The sequence below is a fragment of the Micromonospora sp. NPDC049529 genome (assembly GCF_055586685.1).
In genome coordinates, this window is record NZ_JBVJHT010000004.1 from 377381 (window position 1) to 400615 (window position 23235).

The window sequence follows — 23235 nt, forward strand, 5'->3', positions numbered from 1 at the left end:
TTGCTTTTCTCTCTTCCCCCCCCCCCCCCCCCCCCCCCCCCCCCCCCCCCCCCCCCCCCCCCCCCCCCCCCCCCCCCCCCCCCCCCCCCCCCCCCCCCCCAGCCCGACACCCCGACTCCGCCGCCACCATCGCGACGACCTGCGTCCGACGCATGCCGACGGCATCACTCAGCCGAGCATGAGATAGCGGGTGACCACACCCGCGGCGGCGGTGACCGCCTCGCGTACGGTCGCGGCGGCATCGACGATGCCGGCGTCCCGCGCCACCACGTACCGGCCGCCCACCACGTCGAAGGTGACACCGGGCCCCCGGTACCGCAGGTCCTCGGGCACCCCGTCCGGCTCCCGGCCGGCGCTGCGCTGCAACTCCTCGAACGGCGCCGGCAACGCGTCGACGACCAGCGCGTAACCGAGCGCCTCGTCGTCCCTCCGCTGCCTCGGCACCGGTGCGGTACGCCGATCGGCCAGCCGGGTGTGCACGCCGAGCAGCGCCGCCCCGCCGCCGGCCACTATCCCCCACTCGACCGCCGCCTTGGCGTTGCGTACCGCGTCGTCGATCTGGCGACGCCGGACCCGCTGCTGCTCCGGCGTCACCTCACCGACCTTGATCACCGCCACCCCACCGGCCACCCTCGACATCCGCTCGGCCGACACGCGCAGCGGCTCGCCGTACCGGGGCCCGCCCCGACGCCCGACGGCACCGCGCCGGTCGTCCCGGCCCAGGGTGCCGCGCCGGTCGTCCCGGCCGGTGCCGGTCCGCAGCCGCTGGTAGCGGCGGACGATCCGGTCCCGGTCGCCCGGCCCGGCCAGCACCACCGACTCGGTCCGGGTGGTGACCACCCGCCGGGCCCGACCCAGGTCGGTCAGCGTCGCCCGGACGAGATCCACACCCGACCCGCCGCCGAACACCGTCGCACCGGTGAGCGCGGCCAGGTCCGCCAGCGCGTCCCGCCGTTGCCCGGCCGCCCAGGGCAGCGCCACCGCGACCGGATCGAGCAGCTGCCGTGCCTTCGCCAGGACCAGGGCGGCCAGCGCCGGTTCGCCGATCTCGGCCGCGAACACGGCCAACGGCCGACCCGCCCGCCGTACCGCGTCCAGCAGCGGCAGCAGGTCGTCGGCGAGGCCGACCCGGTCGTCGACGAGCAGCACGTACGGCTCGTCGAGCACCGCCTCGGCCTCCTGCTCGTCGGTCACGAACGCCGGTGACACGTGCCCGGCCCGCAGGCTCATCCCCTCGGTCAGCTCCAGTTCGAGGCCGAACAGGTTGCTCGCCTCGACCCGGATCACCCCGTCGCGGCCGATCCGGTCCACCGCCTCGGCCACCAGGTCACCGACGAGTTCGTCACCGGAGGCGATGGTCGCCAGCGCCCGCAGCTCCGCCCTGGTGCGTACCGGCACCGCGAGGCCGGCGAGTTCGACGGCGACGTCCCGTACGGCGGCCGAGATCCCGCGTCGCAGCGCCACCGGGTTCGCCCCGGCCCGCAGCGCGGCCGAGGCGCCGTCGAGCATGGACTGGGCCAGCACCACGCCGGTGGTGGCGCCGTCACCGACCCGGCGCCGGATCCCCTCGACCAGTTCCCGCAGGTAGCCGGTGCCGAGCCCGTCGCGGGTGTCACCGCCGCCGAGCAGCGCGACGATGCCGGCCGCGTCGGCCATCTCGTGGTACCCGCCGTGCTCGTCCTCCACCAGCATCCGCCGACCGAACGGCCCGTAGGTGCGTCGGACCAGGTCCGCACCGGTACGGAAGCCGCGCGCCACGATCGCCTGGTGCTGGTTGTAGCTCGCCGGCAGATGGGTAGGCGGCAGGTGGGTAGGCGGGGCACCGGGCGCGGCGGAGGTGGGATGCGCGTCCGGGCCGGAGCCGGTCGGCGGGGCGTCGGCGGTCGGCCGGCTGGCCTGCCCGACCGTGGCGAGGTAGATGTGCGGCTCGGCGTTGTAGGCGCTGTACTTCGGCTGCTGCTCCGGCCGGCGACGGACCACCCCGTCGTGCACGTAACGGAACAGTTCGTCGACGCCGACCCGGCCGTCGCCGTCGAGGTCGGCCGCGCCGGAGACCAAACCCTCGATCAGTACGTCGGTGAAGATCGAACCGCGTGGTGCCGAGGCGACCAGTTCGCCGGACTCGAACGCGTACTCGTAGCTGTCGCAGGCGCTGAGGACGACGTACCCCCGGCCCACCTGGCAGTCCAGCGCACCCTGCGGCGCCCCCTTGAAGCCCTCGGCGAACGCCCCCGCGAAGCAGCAGTCCAGGATCAGCACCCTGGCCGCCGCCCGGCACGCCTCGAACTGCTCGTTGACGAACGACCGGGAGATCGCGGTGCTCGCCGGGCGGGTCCGGACGGTGTCACCGGCCGCGAAGTAGAGCCGGTGGTACGGGTCGACAATGCCGTGGCAGGAAAAATAGAGCAGCACGAGATCGCTGTCGACCCGGTCGGTGAGCAGGTCCTCGATCGCCGCGCGGATCTCCCGCTCCGGGGCGTCCCGCAGCGTACGCACCTGGAAGTTGCCGACCGCCGGATCCGCCAGTACGGCAGCCAGCCGCGCCACGTCCTGCTGTGGCGCGCGCAGTCGGTCGAGCGAGGGGTCGGCGTACTCGCCGGTCGCGATGAGCAGCGCGTACCGGCCGGCCGGTGGCCTAGTCGACACCGGAGCCGACACCCCGCCGTACCGGCGGCACCGCGATGGTGTCCGGTACCTCGGCTTCCTCGGCTGGGTCGGCTGTCCGGCTCGGGCCGGGCGGTCCGGGGGCGCCGAGCCACTGCGCCACCGCCCGCTCGGTACGTTCCGACGGGTCGACGATGGTCAGGGTCCGGTCGCCGTCGCGCAGCACGATCCGCCGGGCGGCGCCCCGCCGGACGAAGGCGACGACGATCCGGGTGAGGGCGGCGAGCGTGGTGGCCGAGAAGGCGCCGGTGATGGCGAGTTCGGCCAGCGACACGGCCTCACCCGCCTTGCGCGTCGCCGCTTCTTCCGCCGTGCGGTCCGCCGGTTCTCCGGTCGTGCGCTCTGCTGGCCCGTCGCCGGCCGGGGCGGGCCGGCCGACCCCGAGGCCCGCCCCGGTGCGCAGCTCCCGGAGCAGGGCGGTGGTGGCGGCGGCATCGCCCCGTACGTTGTCCGCTATCGGGCCGCTGACCTGTAGGAACAGCTTCCGATCCCCCGACATGTTCCACATACAGTAATTATCTCGTAACTATCCGTAATCCGATAGGGGGCGGAGCCTTGCCGTTCCCCCAAGATCGCGCTAACCGTCACCGCGCGTCGCGCCAGCCGAAACCGCGCATGGAAGCCGTGGCCGCCCCTCGTCCGCCGGCATACGCTGAGAACGTGCCGAAAGCCATGTGGAACAACCAGGTCATCGCGGAGAGCAGCGACACCGTGGTCGTCGAGGGCAACCACTACTTCCCGCGCAGCGCGCTGCGCGACGACGTGCTCCGCGAATCCGACACCCACACCATCTGCCCCTGGAAGGGACAGGCCTCCTACTACTCCCTCCAACTGGACGGCAACGAGAGCCAGGACGCGGTCTGGTACTACCCCGATCCGCTCCCGGCAGCCGAGCAGGTCCGCGACCGGGTGGCCTTCTGGAAGGACGTCACCGTCGTCGACTGAACGACGACGGTGGCCGCCGCGCCACAGCCCGCCCCTCACCCCGTACCGGAAAATGCGGGGTGAGGTGCGGCGGGCCGATTGGTCCCCGACCGGTCGCCTGGGTCACTATCGCAGGATGCCCACCTCCGACCAGCACAACCGACCGCCGGGCGGCACCGTCTACGGCTCGCCCGCCCCACCGCGACCCGGCCGGGACCGGCTGATGACGGCGGCGCTCGCGACCGGCGGCGTCGGCGTACTGATCGGGGTGCTCTTCGCCACCGGCATCTTCACCGGCGACGGCGACCCGGCGACGGTGCCGGCCCCGGCGGCGGTCTCCGGCGCCCCCGCACCGGCCGCGCCGAGTGGCGCGGCGGCGGGCAGCACCGACCCGGCCCCGCCCCCGCCCAGCCCGACCGCACCCGAGATCCCCGCCCGGACGTTCCGCTCCGTCGCGTCGTCGTTCTGCCTCGCCGTCGGCGGCAACGGCAACCCGGACGAAGCGCAGGTGCAGCAGCGGGTCTGCACCGGCGACCCGAGCCAGCAGTGGCGCCCCACCCCCGTCGTCGGCGACCAGTTCAGCCTGGTCAACGCCGCGACCGGCGGCTGCCTGGAGGTCGCCGACGGCAGCAAGGACGACGGCGCGCGGCTGCAACCGGCGGTCTGCGACGGCAGCCCCGAGCAACGGTGGCGGCTGGCCGGCGTCGGCGAGGGGCAGGTGTCGCTGGTCAACCTCAACAGCGGCCGGTGCGCCGACGTACCCAGCGACACCCTCTCCAGCCCGGACACGAGCCTGCAACAGTGGGCCTGCCACGGCCGAAGCAACCAGCAGTGGGCCGGATAGCCCCGCCAGCCGGGCCGGCAGCCGGGCGGGCCGCCGACCGGGCCCGTGCGGGCCGCTACCCGTCGGTGGGACGCAGGCGCCAGGCGCGCGGCGCCGCGGCGACGGCCGGCTCCGGCTCGACCACCGGCACCGGCACCGGCTCGCGCCGCCGCAGCATCAGCGAGAGCACCGCAGCGCCGAGCGCCAACACCCCGGCCGCGTACCAGGCCAACGTGTACTCGCCGAGCCGGTCCCGGACCAGGCCGGCGCCGGTGGCCGCGATCGCCGCACCGACCTGGTGCGCGGCGAACACCCAACCGAACACCACCGGGCCCCGGTCACCGAAGTGCTCCCGGCACAGGGCCACCGTCGGCGGCACCGTCGCCACCCAGTCCAGCCCGTAGAAGACGATGAACACCAGCATCGTCGGCCCGGTGGTGTCGGCGAAGAGACTCGGCAGCACCAGCAGGGAGAGCCCGCGCAGCGCGTAGTAGCCGGCCAGCAGCAGCCGGCTGTCCACCCGGTCGGTCAGCCAGCCGGACGCGATCGTGCCGACGATGTCGAAGAGGCCGACCAGGGCGAGCAGGCTCGCGGCGGTCGTCTCGGCCACCCCGTGATCGTGCGCGGCCGGGATGAAGTGCGTTCCGACCAGACCGTTCGTGGTCGCCCCACAGATCGCGAACCCACCCGCGAGCAACCAGAACGCGCGGGTCCGGGCGGCCATCCGCAACCCGCCCAGCGCCCGCGCCGCCGCACCGCCCGCCCCGCCGGCCAGCGGCTGCGGCCGGACCACCTCGGTCCCGCCGTACAACGGCAGCCCCAGGTCCGCCGGGTGCTCGCGCAGGAAGAAAACCACCAGCGGTACGACCAGCAGCGCCGCCGCCGCCACGACCAGCGCCGCCACCCGCCAGTCGTACGCCTGCACCAGGTTGGCCAGCACCGGCAGGAAGACGAGCTGCCCGGCGGCCCCACCGGCGGTGAGCACCCCGGTCACCAGTCCCCGGCGCCTGACGAACCAGCGCCCGGTCACCGTCGCCACGAAGGCGAGCGCCATCGACCCGGTGCCCAACCCCACGAGTACGCCCCAGCAGGCGATGAGCTGCCAGCTCGCGGTCATGAACACGGTCAGCCCACTGCCGGCGGCGACCAGGAGCAGGGCCGACACCACCACCCGGCGGATGCCGAAGCGTTCCATCAGCGCGGCGGCGAACGGGGCGGTGAGGCCGTACAGGATCAGGTTGACCGAGACGGCGGCGGAGATGGTCGCCAACGGCCAACCGAACTCCTCGTGCAGCGGGTGCAGCAGGACCGACGGGGTGGCCCGGAACCCGGCCGCACCGACCAACGCCACGAAGGCGACGGCGGCAACGGCCCAGGCCGGGTGGAACAGGCGCGCAGTCTTCACGACCGAAAGTCTCGGTCACACCCACCCGGCACACGAGTGGCCGGAGAGCCATCATGCGCAACAATCGGGCCATGACGTCACGCCCGCACCGGATCGCCGTACTCGCCCTGGACCAGGTGGTCGGCCTCGACCTGGGCACCCCGTCACAGATCTTCAGCACCGCCCGCAACGCCGACAACGAGCACTTCTACACCGTCGACGTCTGCACCCCCGGCGGCCGGCCGACCCGCAGCAGCGCCGGCTTCCAGATCGTGCCCGACCACGGGTTGGAACTGCTCGACCGGGCGGACACCGTGATCGTGCCGGGCGTCCACGGCGAGTCACTGGACCGGGAACTGCTCGAACCGGAGGTGCACCGGGCACTGAACGCGGCGTACGACCGGGGTGCCCGGATCATGTCGATCTGCACCGGTGCGTTCGTACTCGCCGCCGCCGGGCTGCTCGACGGGCGGCCGGCGACCACACACTGGGCGTACGCGGAACGGTTCCGCCGCCGGCACCCGAACGTCCGGCTCGACCCCGGAGTCCTCTTCGTCGACGACGGCAACGTGCTCACCTCGGCCGGGGTGGCCGCCGGCATCGACCTCTGCCTGCACGTGATCCGCACCGACCACGGCAGCGCGGTGGCGAACCGGTCGGCCCGCCGGTGCGTGGTCCCGCCGTGGCGGGACGGCGGACAGGCGCAGTACATCGAACGGCCGGTGCCGCGCCCCACCGACGCCAGCACCGCGGCGACCCGGCAGTGGGCCCAGCACCGCCTGCACGAGCCGCTGACCCTGCGGCACCTCGCCGGCCACGCCAGCATGAGCGTACGGACGTTCACCCGGCGGTTCCGGGCCGAGACCGGTCTCAGTCCCGCCCGCTGGTTGTTGCAGCACCGTACCGACCACGCCCGGCTCCTGCTGGAGACCACCGATCTGCCGGTGGACCAGGTGGCCCAGCAGTCCGGCTTCGGTACGGCCGCCGCCCTGCGCCAGCAACTGCACCAGAGCATCGGCGTCGCCCCCACCGCCTACCGCCGCACCTTCCGCCACCAGCCCCCGGTCGACTGACCCCGGTCACCCGAGCCCCCGACTACCGGGCACACCGTCGGACGTTCACGGCGCCGTCCGGTAGTGGTACCCGCACAACTCCTCGAAACCCAGCCGCTCGTAGAGTCGGACGGCGGCCTCGTTCTCGCACTCCACCTGGAGATACATCCGATCCGCCGCCCACGTACGGGCCCAGCCGGCCAGCCCGGCGAGCACCGCGCCGGCCGCACCCCTGCCCCTCACCCTCGGCAGCGTCGCCATCCCGAACACCCCCACCCAGCCGTCGTCGACGACCGCCCGGCCCACCGCGACCACCTCGGTCCCGACGGTCAACGAGGCATAGGCGCTCGGCAGCGCCACCCGGCCGAGCAGATCCCGCTCACCGTCGTGGCCGTGCACGGCGTGCCAGACCTCGAACCAGTCGGCCGCCGGCCGGTCGTCGATTCGTACCGCTCCACCCTCGTGCTCGGCACCGCCGGCTTCGGCAGCGCGGGGTGACCCCGCCGACGCCCGCTCCAGCACCCGTCCGGTGGGGGCCGTCCGCAACGAGATACGGCCGCTGCGCAGATAGCCGCGATCGGCCAGGAACGCGTCGAGGCCGTCGGGGCAGGCGCCCGGACAGATCTGGAAGCGCGGTTCCAGCCCGTGCCGGCGATAGAACTCCTCGGCCCGCGCCACGCCCCGCGCCAACTCCTGCGGCCCGGCGTCGCCGTGCGGAAGCACGGTTCCGATCCACCAGGAGCAGTTGGGCGCGAGGCGCAACCACCACCCGTGCGCGTACTCGACGTACTCCGCCGGCAGCGCCCGAGCCGCCCTCTCCTGAACCCCCCGCACCTCGACCTTGATCACCCCCACATCGTCCCACCCACCCCCACCACCCCACCCACCCCGACCACCCCGGACAGAGCCGTTGATCATGAAGTTAGTGCGCCAGACAAAGATCGAACTTGCGCTAACTTCATGATCAACGAGGAGGTCCGGGGTGGGGATGGGGGTGGGGGTGGGGGTCAGGTGCAGGGGGTGTTGTTGAGGGTGAAGGTGGTGGGGGGTGAATTGGGGCCGGTGCTGGTGGCGAGGAAGCCGAAGGTGACGGAGGCGCCGGGGGCGACGGTGCCGTTCCAGGTGGCGTTGCGGGCCGTCACGGTCGCGCCCTCCTGGCCGCCGGTGGAGTTCCAGAACGTGCCGGCCCGCTGGGTGCCGGGGAAGGTCCAGCCCACGGTCCAGCCGTTGATCGGTTCGGTACCGGTGTTGGTGAGGGTCAGGGTGGCGGTGAAGCCGGTGCCCCACTGGGAGTCGACCCGGTAGGCGACCGTGCAACCGGCCGGCGGCGGCAGGGCGGCGAAGGCCACCCGGTGCAGTTGGCCGGGGAGGTCGTTGGCGAGGTAGATCTCGCCGGCAGAATCCACCCCGAGGGTGGTCGGCTGGATGGTCAGCTCGCCGAGCGCCCGGGTGGCGTACGTCCCGCCGGTCGGCCGGATCGCGAAACCCGTGCCGGAGCAGTAGTCGGTGGCGAGGTAGGTCCCGGCCGCGATGTCGGCGTACTGCTGGCCCCGGTAGACGTGCCCGCCGATGATGGCGCAACCGTCGACCGAGGTGCGGTAGGTGAAGACCGGTTCGACGAAGCTCGCCCCGGCGGGGCAGCGGGCCTGATTGAAGACCTGGGTGCCCTCCCGGCAGGACCAGCCGAGGTTCGCTCCGGCGCGGCCGGCGGGCAGGTGGTCGACCTCCTCGAAGGTGCCCTGGCCGACGTCGGCTATCCAGAGCGAACCGTCGGCCGGGTCGAACGAGAACCGCCACGGGTTGCGCAGCCCGTACGCCCAGATCTCCGGCCGGGCGTTGGCGACCCCGACGAACGGGTTGCCCGCCGGCACGCAGTACGCCAGCGGCGCGCAGGCCCGGCCCACGTCCAGCCGGAGGATCTTGCCGAGCAGGGTGCCCAGGTTCTGCCCGGTGTTGAGTACGTCGTCCGCGCCGCCGCCGTCGCCGAGGCTCCAGTAGAGGTAGCCGTCCGGGCCGAAGGCGAGCTGCCCACCGTTGTGGTTGCCGTACTCGGCGTGCGGCTGGGTCAGCAGGACCTGCTCGCGGGCGGCCGGGATCGGCTGCTGGTTGGCCTGGTCGAGGGTGAACCGGGACAGGGTGAGGGTGCCCGACGGCAGGCTGGTGTAGGCGACGTACACGGCCCGGCTGGTGACGAAGTTGGTCGAGGTGACGATGCCGAGCAGGCCGCGTTCGTTGCCGGCGGTGGAGACCCGGTCGGTGATGTCCAGCAGCGGCGCCTCGGCGAGTCCGGTGCTCGGATGGTAGACCCGGACGGTGCCGGCCTTCTCGGTGATCAGCAGTCGGCCGCTGCCGTCGTCCGGGGCGAAGATCGCGGTCGGTCGTTGCAGACCGGACGCGACCTGGGTGGTGCTGACGGTGAGCCGGTCCAGCGGCACGGCGGCCGCCCCGATGGTGGCCGGTGCGACCGACGCGGACGGCCCGGTCCGGGCGCTGTCGTGAGCGGTGGCGGGCGCCCCGGTGAGGGCGAGCGGCGCGAGTACGGCGATGGTCGCGGCCGCGCCGAATCGGCCAAGGGATTGACGACGCAACATATTCACTCCTGTCGGTTAACAGGAACGTAATGCCACGACGTCACCCCGAGTCGACCATCCCAGAACATGGGAACGCTCCCACGACTCACCCGAATGCATCACAGGGCCACCGACCGAACGGCGGTCAGCGGCCGAACAGCGCCTCCCAGCGCCGAGAGGTGAAGCGCCAGCCGTCCGCCGTACGGACGAAGGCGTCGTGGTCCAGCCCGACCGCGTACGGGATCGTCTCGCCGCCGACCCCTTTCCGTTCGACGAAGTACGCGGTGAGCACGGAGGTGCCGGCGGCCCGGTCGGGGCCGTCGGCGACGAAGCGGGCACTGGTCGAGGAGTGCAGGATGCCCGGCAGGGGCCGGGTCCGGTCGAGCGTGCGTCCCCACTCCCGGATCGCCTCCCGACCGACGATCGGCTCCGGCCCGAGCATCAGCTCACCGTCGTCGACGAAGAGTTCGTGCACCGTCTCGGCCCGACCGTTGTCGATCCGCCAGCTCACCTCGGTCAGCAGCCGGGTCAGCTGCACGTGGTCGGCGTCGCCGACGAGCGCGTCAAGGGACATCTCCACTCCCTGGAATCCGGCCGGTGCCGGTTGACCGCGAGCACCGGGGCGATTGGCGCGGGCAGGGAACTCCGCGAACGGAATGATATCGACATTACCGCGTACAATCCTGCTAATCGCTGATATCGCGGTCGACCGAGTCCACGAGCGGGTGGCAACCGACAGGCACGTGGACGCATTTTGCGCCACCGGTATTCCGACCATTTCGCGTCGTACTCACGACAGTTCCTCGTATTGGTCGTCATCATTTGATCGCTAGGCTCTCGGCAAAGGTCGTCGCAGCGGGAAGGTGAACCATGAGTGACACACCGTTCGGACTCTCCCGCCGGGGACTACTGGTCACCGCGGCCACCGCGTCGGCGGCCACCGTCGCCGGTGCGACACCCGCCCTCGGCGCCCGACCGGGGACGGCCGTGGCCGGCTCGGCGGACGTCGCGGCCACGGTCACGGTCACCCGGGACCGCATCGCCACCGCCGTCATCAGGTCGCCGGGCGGCGGCCTGACCGCGTGGCCGTTCCAGGTGGACCTGCACGACCGGCTGGGCGCGTGGCTGGCGTTCTGGTCGGCGAACTCGCCGTCCAAGTGGCAGGAGCCGGTGGAGGTGACCGGCCGCAGCGACCCCTCCGGTGCCACGTTCCTCCTGGTCGGGCTCAGGTACCGCCGCGACGACCGGGTGCGCGACGGGTTCGCCGCCGGGCGTACCGACCGCGCCTACTGGGCCACCCTGGCCAGCCTGCACCACCACTTCGCGCTCGTCGAGCCGACCGCCGACGGCGTCCGGGCCGGCGGTGGGCCGGCCGGCTTCACCCGGTCACCCGCGCAGGTCACCTTCGCCGCCTCGGCCTGCCGCGAGCTGTGGGGGTACCCGAGCGCCTCCACCGCCGACTGGCAGGACTCCGCGAACCGGGCACTGCGCCGGGCCGGGCAGCCGGCCGACGTCGCCTCCCGCGCGGGGTGGGCGGCATTCACCAGGACAAGCCTGCGGCTCGGGTTGGACACCGAGTCGTACTAGCCGAAGGAGGCAGGAATGGCACGCAGTGAATTCCGGTTCGTGGTCGACGGGGTCGAACTGGACGAGACACAGAAGGCACGCATCGCCGGCGAAATACAGAAAGCCGGACTGAGCGCGCTGCACAACGTATCGGCGAAGCTGTCCAATCCGCTCACCATCGGCCACGGGAACATCAAGCTGCGTCCCGAGTGGTACGGCCTCTGGGTGGTGGACGGCCCGTTCGCCGACGAGCTGGGCAACAAGATCAACGATATCGGTTTCTGGATCCAACGGTGACCGAGGTTCCCGTACGGCCGGACCCGCCGGAGCGGATGTGCCCGAGCACACCGAAGGCCAACGCCACGGTGTTCCTGGGGATGATCACTCCGGCGGGGCGGGTCGCCTACGTCACCCCGGCGATGCCGGCCGAGGTGGCCCTCTCCGGGCTGCCGGACGGGGCCGGACCGGCGGAGTCGCAGTACCGGCTGGCCGGGCCGTGCGTCACCTCGTCCTGCGGGTTCTGGACCGGAGAGCACTGCGGCCTCGGCGCCCGGCTGGTCGAGTCGTACCGGGAGGCGGCCGTACCGGACGAGGCAACGCTCCCGCGCTGCGCGATCCGGCGCACCTGCCGCTGGTACGCCGAGCAGGGGCCGGCCGCCTGCCCCGCCTGCTCGCACGTGGTCACCGACGCCCGCTGAACCGGCCGCGCGGCACCCGACCGGGCTCACCGCCTGCGTCAGCCGGCCGGTGCGGGCGGGTGGTGCAGGGCGCGCAGGTCGTCGGTGTGTGCGGGCAGGTGGACCCGGCGATGGATGTCCAGCGCCCGGCCCCACGGCAGCGCCTCGTCGATGTCGAGCCGCTCGCCCTCCCGTACCCGGGTCTGCACCAGCGTGTCGGTCTTGTCGAGCAGCCGCCCGGTCATCCCGCAGAGCTGCTCGCTGGTGGTGCGCAGCCGGCCCGTCAGGCCGTCGAGACCGCCGTACCGGTCGACCAGGTCGTCGAGCTGCGGGCGGTGGATGGTGTCCAGTTCGTAGTACGCGTACGGCGAGCCGGCGAGCACCGCCTCGGTGGCGGCGATCAGCAACTCGTCGTTGGCCACCAGGTGGGCGAGCAACTGTTCCACGCTCAGCTCGTCGCCGACCGGTGCCCGGAACGGCCCGTCGTCGACCTCGGCGAACAACGCCGCGTACGCGCCCCACAACCCGTCCGCCTCCATCCCCCGACCCTAAGCCCGCCCCGCCGCGCCCATCTCGAAGTTGGGGCAGCGGGGCGGGCAGCACCCGAACCGGGTGCGGTCAGGCGCGGGCGGGTTCGTCCCCGTGCTGCCGGTGCGGGTGGGGCAGGTGCAGCTCGACGGGCTCCGTCGGAAGGTCGCCGACGCCGGCGGCGACGGCCTGCTGGCGGCGGCGACGTGCCGAGGGCAGGGCGAGCGAGGCGACGACGGCGAGTGCGGCCACGCCCGCGCAGACCCAGAAGCCGACCGTGAACGCGTCGTCGGTGGGCAGGCCCGCAGGGGTGCTGTGGGAGGTGACGACGGCCGCGACGACGGCGGTGCCGATGCTGCTGCCGATGGTCCGGGCGATGGTGTTGACGCCGCTGGCCTCACCGGTCTGGGCGGCCGGGACGCTCTCGATGATGGCGTTGGACATCGCCGCGAACGCCAGGCCGATACCGGCTCCGGTGAGGATCCCGGAGACCAGCACCTGCCAGACCGCCCCGTGCGCGAGCGCCGGCAGGACGAACGCGACGACCACCAGGACCGCGCCGAGGAACATCGGCACCTTCGGGCCGAAGCGGCGGTCGAGCAGACCGGCCAGTGGGCCGAACACGACCATCATCAGGACGGTGGGGAGCAGGAACAGACCCGCGTCGGAGACCGACCTGCCGAAGCCGTACCCGGTGGCGATGGGCAGTTGGAGCAGCGTCGGGACGAGCACGAACGTCCCGAACATCGCGAAGCCGAGGATCAGGGCGACCAGGTCGGTGGCCCAGACACCCCGGATGGTCATCAGCCGCATGTCGATCAGGGGCTCGCGTACGCGCCGTTCGACCAGGACGAACCCGACCAGCGTCACCGCGCCGAGCAGGAGCAGGCCGAGGGTCTTCGGGTCGCCCCAGCCCCACGCCTGTCCCTTGCTGATCGCCAGCAGCAGCGACACCAGCGACACCGTGAGGATCGCCGCGCCGAGCGTGTCGAGCCGGCCCGGCGTACGCACCGCCGACTCCCGCATCCCGAAGATCGCTCCGAGCAGTGCGATGACGATGAGCACCAGCGGCAACCAGAACAGCCAGTGCCACGACAGGTGCTCCACGATCGGGCCGGCGGCGACGATCCCGACGCCGGCGCCGACACCGAAGATCGCCGACAGCAGGCCGACGGTGACGCCGACCCGCTCCCGGGGCAGTTCGTCCCGGACGATGCCGATCGACAGCGGCAGGATCGCCCCGGCGGCACCCTGGAGCACCCGAGCGATGATCAGCACGGTCAGGTTCGGGGCGAGGGCGGCCAGCAGGGCCCCCACACCGAGTGCGACCAGGACGCCGATGAGCACCCGGCGCTTGCCGACCATGTCACCGAGGCGGCCGAGAATCGGTGTGAGGACCGAGGCAGCCAGCAGGTACGCGGTGAGAATCCAACTGATGTCGGCGGTCGAGACGTCCAGGTCCTGCCCGATGGTCGACATCGCCGGTGCCACCAGCGACTGGAGTACGGCGTAGGCCAGGCCACCCAGGGACAGGTACACCACCAGGAGGGTGCTGTTGGCGGGACGATCGGCACGCCGGCCCACGCCCGTACCGGGGTCGGGTCTGCCCGACTCCTCGATGGTCTGCGTCATGAGAACCTCGGAGCTAGATGTAAACAATTGCTGACTTACTCAGTATGCGCTCCCGCCAGGCATAGTCAACGATTGTTTACATCACACTGGCGCCGGCTACCCTGGTGACGGACCGGAAGGAAGCCATGACAGCGCACGCCCCCCTGCCCGCACGGCGCCGCGACGCGGCCGGCACCCGACAGCTGCTGCTCGACGCCGCCCGGCAGCGCTTCGCCAGCAACGGGTACGCCGCCACCACCGTGCGCGACATCGCCGACGACGCGGGCGTCAACGTGGCGCTGATCAACCGCTACTTCACGTCCAAGGAAGGGCTCTTCGAAGCCTGCCTCGCGGGCGCGGTCGACGAACTCGGCCGCAGCGTCGCCCCCGACGTGACGCTCGACCAGGTCCCGCAAGCCATCGCCAGGCAGCTCACCGACACGCCCAACGGCAGACACCCGAACCGGCTCCTGCTCCTGCTGCGCTCCTCCGGCGACGAGCGGGCCGAACAGATCCGGCTCGACATGCTGCGCTCGTTCGCCGAACGCCTGGCGTCGGCCGCCGGCTGGCACCCCGGCGCCCCCGACGCCGACCGGCTCATGCTCGGCGCCCAGGTCACGATCGCCGCCAGCTTCGGGATCGCCCTGCTGCGCGCCTCGACCAAGCTGGAGCCGATCGGCTCGGCCAGCCAGGATGACCTCGTCGGGCCACTCCGGGACCTGGTCGACGCCCTGCTGAAACCGCCGCCGAACCCGCCGGGCGACCCACACGCAACGGCGTGACCCGGCCGTCACCGACCGCCCCGACGATCCGTACGCGTCAGCGGCGGCGACCCCGACGGGCGCGCAGGTAGTCGGAGACGACGTACTGGCCCAGATCGTCGGCGGACGGGGTGAAGACCCGACCGCCGGAGCGCTTGGCAACCGCGTCGACGAACCGGCGCAGACCCGGATCCTCGCCCAGCATGAACAGGTTCATCGTGGCGCCGTACCGGGTCAGGGCGTCGACCTCGACCACGGTGGCCTCGATCGTCTCCCGCAGCGGCGGCCAGTTGAACACCCCCACGCCCTCCTCCGGGTCCAGGTGCGCGGTCGGCTCGCCGTCGGTCACCACCAGCACCACCGGCTCACTGCCGGCGTGCCGACGCAGGTGCCGACCGGCCAGCCGCAGCGCGTGCTGGAGGTTGGTGCCCTGCACCATCTCCGGCTCGACCGCCGCCAACTCCTCCCGGGACAGCGCCGCGGCCTCCCGACCGAAGCCGATGATCTGCAACGCGTCCTGCGGGAACTTCGTCGCGACCAGGTGCGACAGGGCCAGCGCGGTCTGCTTCATCGGACCCCACCGCCCCTCGGAGACCATCGAGAAGGAAAGGTCCACGCAGAGCGCCACCGCCGCCGAGGCACGCCGCTCCGTCTCCACCACCTCGAAGTCCTCGACCGCCAGCGCGACCGGCACCCCGCCGCCCCGGCGTACCGCGCGGGCGACCGTGCGCACCACGTCGAGCGGCTGCTCGTCGCCGTACTCCCAGGGTCTGGACGCCCCGGTGACCTCCCCGGCCGCGCCGGCCGACCGCAGGTCGTGCTCCCCGCGCCGGCCCGACCCCAGGTCCGCGAAGACCCGGCGCAGGGCGGTGCCACCGAGCCGGCGCAGCGCCTTCGGGCTCAACGTCAGGCCGTCGCCACCCCGGGTCACCCAACCCTGCCGGCGCAGCTCCCGCTCCAGGTCCCGCAACCGGCGTACGTCGTCGGCCGCGTCCCGGCCCAGGTTGCGCCGAACCGCCTCCACGTCCACGTCGTCCAGCGTGCCGCCCGGATGCTCCTCGCCGAGCTGGTCCAGCAGATCGTCCAGCTCGGCGATCTCGGCCAGTGCACCGGTCGCCTGGCCGTAGTCGAGCGGCTGGTCGCCCCGGACCCGCTCGCGCCGGTCCCAGGCCAGGTCCGGCCGCAGACCCCGCAGGTTGCCGTCGAGGGCGGCCATCTCCGCCGCCAGGTCGGGACCGAGCGCCGACTCCATCAGCTGGGACAGCTCGGCCCGCTGCCGGTCCGACAGCGACCGCATCAGCCGCTCCCCGGCGGCGGCCCGCCGGGCCAGTACGTCCACCAGCTCGTCGGTCGAGCCCGGCTGCTCCGGGAAGAACTCGCCGTGCCGGCGCATGAACTCGGCGAACGCGTCCGTGGTGTCCTCGCCCCGACCATGCTGGGCGAGCAGGTCGTTGAGATCGTGCATCATCTCGCCCAGCCGCTGCCGAGCGGCCGGATCGGCGGCCGACGAGCGCAACGCGTCCCGCAGCCCGGAGAACCGCTGCTCCAGTACGTCCCGGCGCAACCCGTCGAGAATCTGCTGGTACGCCTGCCGGGCCTCGTCGCTGGCCCACTGGTAGCCGCCCAGCTCCTCCACCGCACGGGCGGTGGAGGTGGGCAGGTTGTCCAGCACCGCCTCGGCGAACCGGGCCCCGTCGTCGTCGCGCCCGCGCAGCTCGTCGCGTTCGGCGGCGAGCGCCTGGTCCAGCAGCGCCTGGGCGCGGGTGACCGCACCGTCGAGGTTGCCCCGGCGCATCGCCTCCCGACGCATCCGCCGGGCCCGGGCGAGCAGGTCGTCCAGTCCGGCGCCACCGGTCGGCCCCTGCCGCAGCAGGCGCCGCAGCGCGTCCCGGAGACTTCCCCCGGCCAACACCTCGGCACCGACCGAGTCGACCGCGGCACGCACGTCGTACGGCGGGGCGAGCGGGTCCGGGCCGCCACGCCAGGAGCCGTACCGGAACCGGTTTCCGCCGGGTACGTCCATCCGGGTCATAGGTTAACCCCGGCCACCGTCCGGCCGACCGCCCCCGGCGGACCGGCCGCCCTCGGGACTGCGACCGCCGTACCGGGTCCGGCCGTCCTCGGTCACGTCCTTGGCCAACCGTCGGGTCAGGTGCAACCCCTCCAGCACGAACTCGATCCCGGCGGCGGCCTCGCCCGGCGTGGGCGCGTCGCCGAGCCCGAGCCGGTCCAGCGCCTTGGCCAGCCCCGGTACGGTACCGACCTGGCGCAGCAGGTCGGCCGCGCCGACCAGTTCGCCGGTCTCGATCACGGCACCCTCGGCGACCAGGTTGATGAAGCCGGAGAGGTCCAGCCCGGCGAGCCGGTCCCGGAACGTCTCGGCGGTGGCGGTCCGCAGCAGGTGGCCGAGGATCTCCACCTCCCGGCCCTCCTCGCCGCTCTCGAACTCGACCTTGCCGCGCAGGGTGCTGGTGACCGAGACGGCGTCACCGACCCGGGCGACCGGGGTGCCGGGCCCGTCGGCCTGCTCGCCGAGCAGGCTGCCCCGGCGCAGCGCGGCGGCGGCCACGGTCTCCGCGGCGGCGATCGCGAACCGGGCCGAGACACCCGAGCGGGGATCGACCGACGGCGACTCGCGTACGGCGCGGGCGAACCGGGCCAGTACCTCCAGCACGTGCTCCGGTACGACGGCGACCAGCTCCGCCTCCTGCCGGATCAGTTCCAGTTCCAGCTCCAGTTCGAGCGGGTAGTGGGTGCGGACCTCGGCCCCGAACCGGTCCTTGAGCGGGGTGATGATCCGGCCCCGGTTGGTGTAGTCCTCCGGGTTGGCGCTGGCCACCAGGAGCAGGTCCAGCGGCAGCCGAAGCTGGTAGCCCCGGACCTGGATGTCGCGCTCCTCCAGCACGTTGAGCAGCGAGACCTGGATCCGTTCGGCCAGGTCGGGCAGTTCGTTGACGGCGAAGATGCCCCGGTTCGTCCGGGGCACCAGCCCGAAGTGGATCGTGTCCGGGTCACCGAGGGTGCGGCCCTCGGCGATCCGGATCGGGTCCACGTCGCCGATCAGGTCGCCGACGCTGGTGTCCGGGGTGGCGAGCTTCTCGCCGTACCGCAGGGAGCGGTGCAGCCAGGCGACCGGCAGGTCGTCGCCGGCCTCGGCGGCGAGCCGACGGGCGGCCGGGGTCAGCGGGTGCATCGGGTGCTCGTTGAGGGCCGAGCCGGGCAGCACCGGGGTCCACTCGTCGAGGAGCTGGACGAGTCCCCGGATCAGCCGGGTCTTGCCCTGGCCGCGCTCACCGAGCAGCACCAGGTCGTGGCCGGCGAGCAGGGCCCGCTCGACCTCGGGCAGCACGGTGTCCTGGTAGCCGACGATGCCGGGGAACCGGTCCTCGCCGGCCCGCATCCGGGCCAGGAGGTTCTCCCGCAGTTCCTGCTTCACGGTGCGGTAGCGGTGACCCGACGCGCGCAGCTCTCCGAGCGTGCGCGGCAGGTCGGCCGGCGGGTTGGGCGGCAACTGGGATATCTCCGTCACCTGGAACACGCTAGCTCGCTGCGACCCCGGACCGTCAGGGCTGCGGTTGATCATCTGACGAATTCCGCAAGCGCGCGGGTGCCCGGGAGAGGCTCAGCCCGGCCGGGGTGACGAGGATCGCGACCGGGGTCGCCGGGGCGACCGGCGGTGGGGTCAGCGATGCGCCTGGATGTACTGCTTGGGGTCCTTGTCCCGGAACATCAGCCCGTTGCCGCCGGGGTGCTCGCCGTAGAAGGTGAGCCAGCGGGCGCCGAGTTGGGCGCGCAGCTCGACGCCGGCGTGCCGCCGGAAGTCGGCCAGCGCACCGTCCTCCTCCTCGGCCAGGTGCTCGCTGTTCTCCCTGCGGGCCCGCCAGACCGCCGCCCACCACTCGTCGGTGCCGAGGACGTACCGCTTCGCCTCGGCGATGGCGTCCCGGATCTTGTTGTGGTCGCCGATCGCGTCGTCGGTCTCGTCCGCGCCGTCGTCACCGTGCCGGACCAGGTACGGGTAGAGGATCGACTCCTCCGCCTCGGCGTGGATGTCCAGGTGCAGGGCGAGCGCCTCCCAGACGGCCCGGATCTCGGCCTCGTCCCGGGCGTCGTCGAGCCGGGCGAAGCCCCGACGGAAGGCGGCGTGGTCGTCCAGGATCAGCGCGGTGATGTCGTCCATGACGGTCGTCCTTCACGGGGTTGCTGGTCGGCGTCCGGTGACCGGTCGGCTGTCCCGGCTCGGGCCGGGCGCGGCGCACGCCTGACCACGCTAACCCGCCCCGCCGCCGCCCGCCCCGGTTACGCCCGGACCCGTGCCTGCTCCACCGCGTCGGCGACCGCAGCCACCTGCCGGCCGACCCACCGGGCGACCGGGGCGTCGAGGTCGGCGAGTTCCGCCTCCAGCACGGCGAGCGGTTCGGCGGGCAGGGTGGCACCGAGTTCGACCAGCAGGTCGGTCAGGCTGTTCGTCACCGCGCGCAGGTGGGCGTCGGAGGCCGCGATGGTCACCGGTACGGCCACCACGCCGGCCAGTCCCCGGTGGCCGAACTGGTCCAGGAAGATCTTCAACAGTCCGGTGTAGCTGCCCTTGTAGGTGGGGGTGGCCACGATCAGCAACCGGGCCGACCGGACCACCTCGAACGGGTCGGCGACCTCGGCGGAGCCCCGCGCCGGCTCGGCGTCGAAGCTCACCCCGACGAGGGTCGCCAGTTCCAGCACCTGTACGCCGTGCAGCCCGACCGCGGACCGGGCCAGCCCGGCGAGCAGCGTCTCGGTCGCCGCCTCGGCGAGGGTACGGCTACGGGAACCGGGACGCGGGTTGCCGACCAGCACCACGACCTCGGCGCTGGTCGGCGACTCTGCGGTGGCAGGCGCGGTCTGCGCCGGGATGGCGGGGTTGACGGTCATCGGCGGGCTCCTCGTATTACCTCTAATTCCGATCGGGTTAGTAGCGTAACTCGCGTCCCCGCTCCACCGACACCTCCGCCGGGAAGGGCACATCGCACGTGACATCCTGTCGCGATGACGTGGACGGCACCGGCGGTGGCGCGAAGTGGTGGGGCGTTGGACGCGCCGGAGCCGGAACTGCTGCGCGGACTGCTCGACTGGCACCGTACGACACTGCTGGTCAAGTGCGCCGGACTCACCGGCGAGCAACTGGCCCGAGCCACCGTCGCCGGGTCGAACCTGTCCCTGCTCGGCCTGGTCCGGCACCTGGCGAAGGTGGAGCGGATCTGGTTCCGGCGGCGGTTCCGGGGCGAGTCGATCGAGATGCTCTACTCGACCCCGGAGTGGAAGGACGCCGACTTCGAGGACCTCGACCCGGCGCGAGCGGAGGCCGAGTACGCCCGGTTGCTGGCCGAGCAGGAGGCGGCCCGCCGTGCGGTCGAGGACGCCCCGCTGGACGCCACCTTCGTCGGTGCGGACGGCGAGAAGATCTCGCTGCGCCTGGTCTTCGTCCACATGATCGCCGAGTACGCCCGGCACAACGGCCACGCCGACCTGATCCGCCAGGGCGTCGACGGCGTCACCGGCGCCTGAGCGCCGCCACCCCGACCTCGACCCCGGTCACAGGATCGGCGGTACGTCGGCGGTGATCGGCACCGCCAGTACGGTCGGACCACCCGCGCCGAGCGCGGCCCGGAACGCGTCGACGAAGTCGTCCAGACCGGTCAACCGGGGCGCGTGGCAGCCGAAACCGCTGGCCACCAGGGGGATGTCGAGATCGGGGAGGTCCAGACCGGGCACCCCGGCGGTCTCCTTGAACTCGGCGAACGCCTTGAGGATGCCGTACTGGCGGTTGACCGGCACCACGAACACGACCGGCAGCCGGTGCTGGGCGGCGGTCCAGAGGGCCTGCACCGAATACTGGAACGAGCCGTCGCCGATCACCGCGACCACCGGTCGGCGCCGTCCGGTGGCCCGCTGGGCGAGCGCCACCCCGACCGCCGCCGGCAGCCCGAAGCCGAGCCCGCCACTGGCCGTCGTGAAGTACGAGCCGGGTCGGGTGATCGGCAGGTGGCGGCGGAGAATGGAGAGGTTCGACGGCGTCTCGGTGACCAGGATCCCGTCCGCCGGCCAGTGCCGGGCCAGTGCGGCGAAGAGCGCCGCCGGGGCGAGCGGGTCACCGACCTCCGGCTCCGGTGGCGCCGCCCGGGGTGCCGGCGGCGGCCGGTCCGCGACCGGCACCAGCGCGGCCAGCGCGGCACAGGCCAGACCGGGATCACCGAGCAGGCTCTCCCCCACCGGGGCGCGGGCCGCCTCGGCCGGATCGTCGGTGATGTGCAGCAACCGACTGCCCGACGGCAGGTAGTCGCCGGGTACGTGCGGGTAGTAGCGGAAGACCGCCGCCCCGATCACCAGGATGGTGTCGTGGCCGCGCAGCCGCTCAGCGAGCGGGCCGATGGCGAACGGCAGGATGCCCTGGAACTGCGGGTGGTCCTCCGGGAAGCCGGCCCGCTCGGACGCGGGCGCGGACCAGACCGGGGCGCGGGTCCGCTCCGCCAGCGCCACCGCCGCCGGCCAGCCGCCGCTGCGGTCGACCCCGCCGCCCAACACCAGAACCGGGTTGCTGCTCTCGGCGAGCAGGTCGGCGAAATGGGCCAGCCGTTGCGGATCGGCGGCGAACCTGCGGCTGACCTCCCGGATCTGCGGTGGCGGGTCGGCCGGTTGGTGCCAGTCGTCGAGCGGCAACGAGAGGAAGACCGGTCCGGCCGGCGGCTGGAGCGCCGTGCTGTACGCCCGCATCAGCGCCGCCGGGATGTCCTGCGCCCTGACCGGCTCGTAGCTCCACTTCACGTACGGCTGGGCCAGTTCGGCCGCGCGTACGTTCGTCAACCGGGGCTCGATCAGCAGCATCTCGCGGGCCTGCTGGCCGGCGGTGACGATCAGCGGGGTCTTGTTGTGCCAGGCGGTGATCAGGTTGCCCATGGCGTTGCCGGTGCCGGGGGCGGTGTGCAGGTTGACGTGCGCCGGTTGGCCGGTCGACTGGGCGTACCCGTCGGCCATCGCCACCGCAGACGCCTCCTGGAGCGCGAGCACGTAGCTGAAGTCGGCCGGGAAGTGGCCGAGGAAGGGTTCCTCGGTCGAGCCGGGGTTGCCGAAGACGGTGGTCAGCCCGAGGTGGCGCAGCAGGTCGTACGTCGCATCCCGGACCGTCGCCATGGACAAACTCCCCCCGTCCGAGCGGGTCTACCCACGGGCACGCCTTTTATCCGGGCAGACGCCCCATCCATGCCGACCGGGCGTCCGGGCGGACGAGCCGCCTCCCGACCCGCGAGACCCCACCCACCCCCGGTGCGGGCCCGGTCTCGCGGGTCGGGAGGCCGGTCGGCGGCTACCCGTCGGAGGCCGGGGCCAGCACCCGGGCCAGCCAGTCGGTACGGGTCCGGCGGGCCGCCGCCGAGACGGGCACGTCCGGGTAGAGCGCGTCGAAGCCGTGGAAGCCGCCCGCCCAGACGTGCAGCTCCGCCTGCCCGCCCGCCGCCCAGATCCGGGTGGCGTAGTCGACGTCCTCGTCCCGGAACACCTCGGCGGTGCCGGCGTCGACGTAGGTGGTCGGCAGGCCCACGAGGTCGTCGACGAGCGCGGGCGAGACGTAGCCGGGCACGTCGGCGTCGCCGAGATCGCCGAGCACGGCACGCCAGCCGTACTCGTTCATCTCGCGGGTCCAGACACCGGGTCCGCCGGAGTACTGCCGGCTCGACGTGGTGTCGTTGCGGTGGTCGAGCATCGGGTAGATCAGCATCTGCGCGGCGATCGCCGGGGTGCCCCGGTCGCGGGCCATCAGGGTGACCCCGGCGGCGAGGCCACCGCCGGCGCTGGTGCCGGCGACGACGATCCGGGCCGGGTCGATGCCCAGGTCGTCGGCGTGCCCGGCGACCCAGAGCAGACCGGCGTAGCAGTCGTCGACCAGGGTCGTGCCGGTGACCTCCGGTGCCAGCCGGTAGTCCACCGAGATGACGGTGGCGCCGAACCGGTCGAGCCACTCCAGCGGGATGTCGATCTGGGAGAAGCGGTCCCCCATGATCATGCCGCCGCCGTGGATCCAGTAGACGCAGGGTGCGGTCGCGGGGCGGTCGTCCGCCGTGGAGGTGAAGATCGACAGCGGGATCCGCGCGCCGCCCGGGGCGGGGATGGTGACCTCGCGGTGGTCGGCCGATCGACCGGCGAGCAGGGCGTCGACGGGCGTCGGCGGGAACTGACGCAGCTGGGCGAGCAGTTCGGGGCTGAGCGGGGGCATGGGCTGCATCTCGGCGAGCAGCGCACGCAGTTCGGGGTCGAAGTCGGGGCGTACCAGCGTCACGGCGCATTCCTCAGGGGTCGGTCGGGGTGGTCGAGGGGAGGTGGTGAGCGGATCTCAGAAGGCGGCCTTGCCGCCGACCGGTACCTCGTCGACGTACTCGGACTCGCCGGCCAGCAGCGGTTGGAGCTTCGCGACCAGCGCCTTGGCCTCCTCGGTGGCGAAGAACCTGCCGTGGGCCTCCAGGCTGGTCCAGCCCTCGGTGACGTGCACGATGTCCGGGTTGGCGGCCGAGCGGCCGACCAGGAAGACGACGCAGTCCTCGTTCGGCAGGGACGGCGCGTTGAGCAGGAACTCGACCAGCTCGTCACCCTTGCCGGCCTGGGCGGTCATGGTGGCGTGGAAACCGTGGTTGACGCTCATCGGAAGCACC

Annotated in this window: 23 protein-coding genes; 8 read left to right on the top strand and 15 right to left on the bottom strand. The window is 72.9% G+C overall.

Going from position 1 to position 23235, the window contains the following annotated elements; genetic code table 11:
• Positions 1-168: 168 nt before the first annotated feature.
• Positions 169-2646, bottom strand: a complete 2478-nt coding sequence (locus ACZ6QQ_RS09255) for a caspase, EACC1-associated type (RefSeq protein ID WP_465875415.1) — start codon at positions 2644-2646, stop codon at positions 169-171.
• On the bottom strand, positions 2636-3163 hold the full coding sequence (locus tag ACZ6QQ_RS09260; RefSeq protein ID WP_465875417.1) for a hypothetical protein: 528 nt from the start codon (positions 3161-3163) through the stop codon (positions 2636-2638). Before ACZ6QQ_RS09260 ends, ACZ6QQ_RS09255 begins: the two co-directional genes overlap by 11 nt.
• Before the next feature lie 161 nt (positions 3164-3324).
• On the opposite strand from ACZ6QQ_RS09260, the gene ACZ6QQ_RS09265 reads away from it, so the two are divergent.
• Complete coding sequence (locus tag ACZ6QQ_RS09265; protein WP_465875419.1) at positions 3325-3609, top strand: DUF427 domain-containing protein; 285 nt, start codon at positions 3325-3327, stop codon at positions 3607-3609.
• A 115-nt stretch (positions 3610-3724) separates the two neighbouring features.
• Complete coding sequence (locus ACZ6QQ_RS09270) at positions 3725-4432, top strand: RICIN domain-containing protein (RefSeq protein WP_465875420.1); 708 nt, start codon at positions 3725-3727, stop codon at positions 4430-4432.
• A 55-nt stretch (positions 4433-4487) separates the two neighbouring features.
• Here ACZ6QQ_RS09270 and ACZ6QQ_RS09275 read toward each other — a convergent pair whose 3' ends face one another.
• On the bottom strand, positions 4488-5816 hold the full coding sequence (locus ACZ6QQ_RS09275; protein ID WP_465875421.1) for an MFS transporter: 1329 nt from the start codon (positions 5814-5816) through the stop codon (positions 4488-4490).
• Between the two features lie 71 nt (positions 5817-5887).
• Here ACZ6QQ_RS09275 and ACZ6QQ_RS09280 point away from each other — a divergent pair, with 71 nt between their 5' ends.
• Positions 5888-6868 carry a GlxA family transcriptional regulator gene (locus ACZ6QQ_RS09280; RefSeq protein WP_465875423.1) on the top strand — a complete coding sequence of 327 codons (981 nt, stop codon included), beginning with the start codon at positions 5888-5890 and terminating at the stop codon, positions 6866-6868.
• 45 nt (positions 6869-6913) lie between these two features.
• On the opposite strand, the gene ACZ6QQ_RS09285 is transcribed toward ACZ6QQ_RS09280, so the two are convergent.
• The 3 genes from ACZ6QQ_RS09285 to ACZ6QQ_RS09295 form a co-directional block, all read right to left on the bottom strand.
• Positions 6914-7696: a GNAT family N-acetyltransferase gene (locus ACZ6QQ_RS09285; protein ID WP_465875425.1), complete on the bottom strand. Its 783-nt coding sequence runs from the start codon at positions 7694-7696 to the stop codon at positions 6914-6916.
• A 158-nt stretch (positions 7697-7854) separates the two neighbouring features.
• Positions 7855-9438, bottom strand: coding sequence for a PQQ-dependent sugar dehydrogenase (locus ACZ6QQ_RS09290; protein ID WP_465875427.1), 1584 nt, complete (start codon positions 9436-9438; stop codon positions 7855-7857).
• Between the two features lie 124 nt (positions 9439-9562).
• Positions 9563-9991 (bottom strand): nuclear transport factor 2 family protein, encoded by a 429-nt coding sequence (locus ACZ6QQ_RS09295; protein ID WP_465875428.1) that lies wholly within the window; start codon positions 9989-9991, stop codon positions 9563-9565.
• A 296-nt stretch (positions 9992-10287) separates the two neighbouring features.
• Here ACZ6QQ_RS09295 and ACZ6QQ_RS09300 point away from each other — a divergent pair, with 296 nt between their 5' ends.
• The 3 genes from ACZ6QQ_RS09300 to ACZ6QQ_RS09310 are packed head-to-tail and all read left to right on the top strand — an operon-like array spanning position 10288 to position 11681.
• Positions 10288-11004, top strand: a complete 717-nt coding sequence (locus ACZ6QQ_RS09300) for a hypothetical protein (RefSeq protein WP_465875430.1) — start codon at positions 10288-10290, stop codon at positions 11002-11004.
• 15 nt (positions 11005-11019) lie between these two features.
• Entirely contained in the window at positions 11020-11280 is a 261-nt protein-coding gene (locus tag ACZ6QQ_RS09305; protein ID WP_465875431.1) for a hypothetical protein, read from the top strand.
• Complete coding sequence (locus tag ACZ6QQ_RS09310) at positions 11277-11681, top strand: hypothetical protein (protein WP_465875433.1); 405 nt, start codon at positions 11277-11279, stop codon at positions 11679-11681. Before ACZ6QQ_RS09305 ends, ACZ6QQ_RS09310 begins: the two co-directional genes overlap by 4 nt.
• Before the next feature lie 38 nt (positions 11682-11719).
• Here the strand turns inward: ACZ6QQ_RS09310 and ACZ6QQ_RS09315 are convergent, their stop codons facing one another.
• A complete protein-coding gene (locus ACZ6QQ_RS09315; RefSeq protein WP_465875434.1) occupies positions 11720-12199 on the bottom strand; it encodes a hypothetical protein in 480 nt (159 codons plus the stop codon).
• A 79-nt stretch (positions 12200-12278) separates the two neighbouring features.
• Complete coding sequence (locus ACZ6QQ_RS09320; RefSeq protein WP_465875436.1) at positions 12279-13820, bottom strand: MFS transporter; 1542 nt, start codon at positions 13818-13820, stop codon at positions 12279-12281.
• Positions 13821-13945: 125 nt separating this feature from the next.
• On the opposite strand from ACZ6QQ_RS09320, the gene ACZ6QQ_RS09325 reads away from it, so the two are divergent.
• Positions 13946-14581 (top strand): TetR/AcrR family transcriptional regulator, encoded by a 636-nt coding sequence (locus ACZ6QQ_RS09325; RefSeq protein ID WP_465875438.1) that lies wholly within the window; start codon positions 13946-13948, stop codon positions 14579-14581.
• 37 nt (positions 14582-14618) lie between these two features.
• Here the strand turns inward: ACZ6QQ_RS09325 and ACZ6QQ_RS09330 are convergent, their stop codons facing one another.
• The 4 genes from ACZ6QQ_RS09330 to ACZ6QQ_RS09345 form a co-directional block, all read right to left on the bottom strand.
• Positions 14619-16592, bottom strand: a complete 1974-nt coding sequence (locus tag ACZ6QQ_RS09330; protein WP_465875440.1) for a vWA domain-containing protein — start codon at positions 16590-16592, stop codon at positions 14619-14621.
• A gap of 3 nt (positions 16593-16595) precedes the next feature.
• The gene (locus ACZ6QQ_RS09335; RefSeq protein WP_465875442.1) at positions 16596-18089 is read right to left on the bottom strand and encodes a sigma 54-interacting transcriptional regulator; all 1494 of its coding nucleotides are present in this window, start codon (positions 18087-18089) and stop codon (positions 16596-16598) included.
• Positions 18090-18242: 153 nt separating this feature from the next.
• Positions 18243-18740 carry a hemerythrin domain-containing protein gene (locus ACZ6QQ_RS09340; RefSeq protein WP_465875443.1) on the bottom strand — a complete coding sequence of 166 codons (498 nt, stop codon included), beginning with the start codon at positions 18738-18740 and terminating at the stop codon, positions 18243-18245.
• A gap of 119 nt (positions 18741-18859) precedes the next feature.
• Entirely contained in the window at positions 18860-19468 is a 609-nt protein-coding gene (locus ACZ6QQ_RS09345; protein ID WP_465875445.1) for an NAD(P)H-dependent oxidoreductase, read from the bottom strand.
• Positions 19469-19582: 114 nt separating this feature from the next.
• On the opposite strand from ACZ6QQ_RS09345, the gene ACZ6QQ_RS09350 reads away from it, so the two are divergent.
• A complete protein-coding gene (locus ACZ6QQ_RS09350) occupies positions 19583-20101 on the top strand; it encodes a DinB family protein (protein WP_465875446.1) in 519 nt (172 codons plus the stop codon).
• A gap of 27 nt (positions 20102-20128) precedes the next feature.
• On the opposite strand, the gene mdlC is transcribed toward ACZ6QQ_RS09350, so the two are convergent.
• From mdlC to ACZ6QQ_RS09365, 3 genes are all read right to left on the bottom strand, one after another.
• Positions 20129-21724 (bottom strand): benzoylformate decarboxylase, encoded by a 1596-nt coding sequence (gene mdlC, locus ACZ6QQ_RS09355; protein WP_465875447.1) that lies wholly within the window; start codon positions 21722-21724, stop codon positions 20129-20131.
• Between the two features lie 172 nt (positions 21725-21896).
• A complete protein-coding gene (locus tag ACZ6QQ_RS09360) occupies positions 21897-22865 on the bottom strand; it encodes an alpha/beta hydrolase (RefSeq protein WP_465875449.1) in 969 nt (322 codons plus the stop codon).
• Between the two features lie 54 nt (positions 22866-22919).
• Positions 22920-23225 (bottom strand): putative quinol monooxygenase, encoded by a 306-nt coding sequence (locus tag ACZ6QQ_RS09365; RefSeq protein ID WP_465875450.1) that lies wholly within the window; start codon positions 23223-23225, stop codon positions 22920-22922.
• Between the last annotated feature and the right edge of the window lie 10 nt (positions 23226-23235).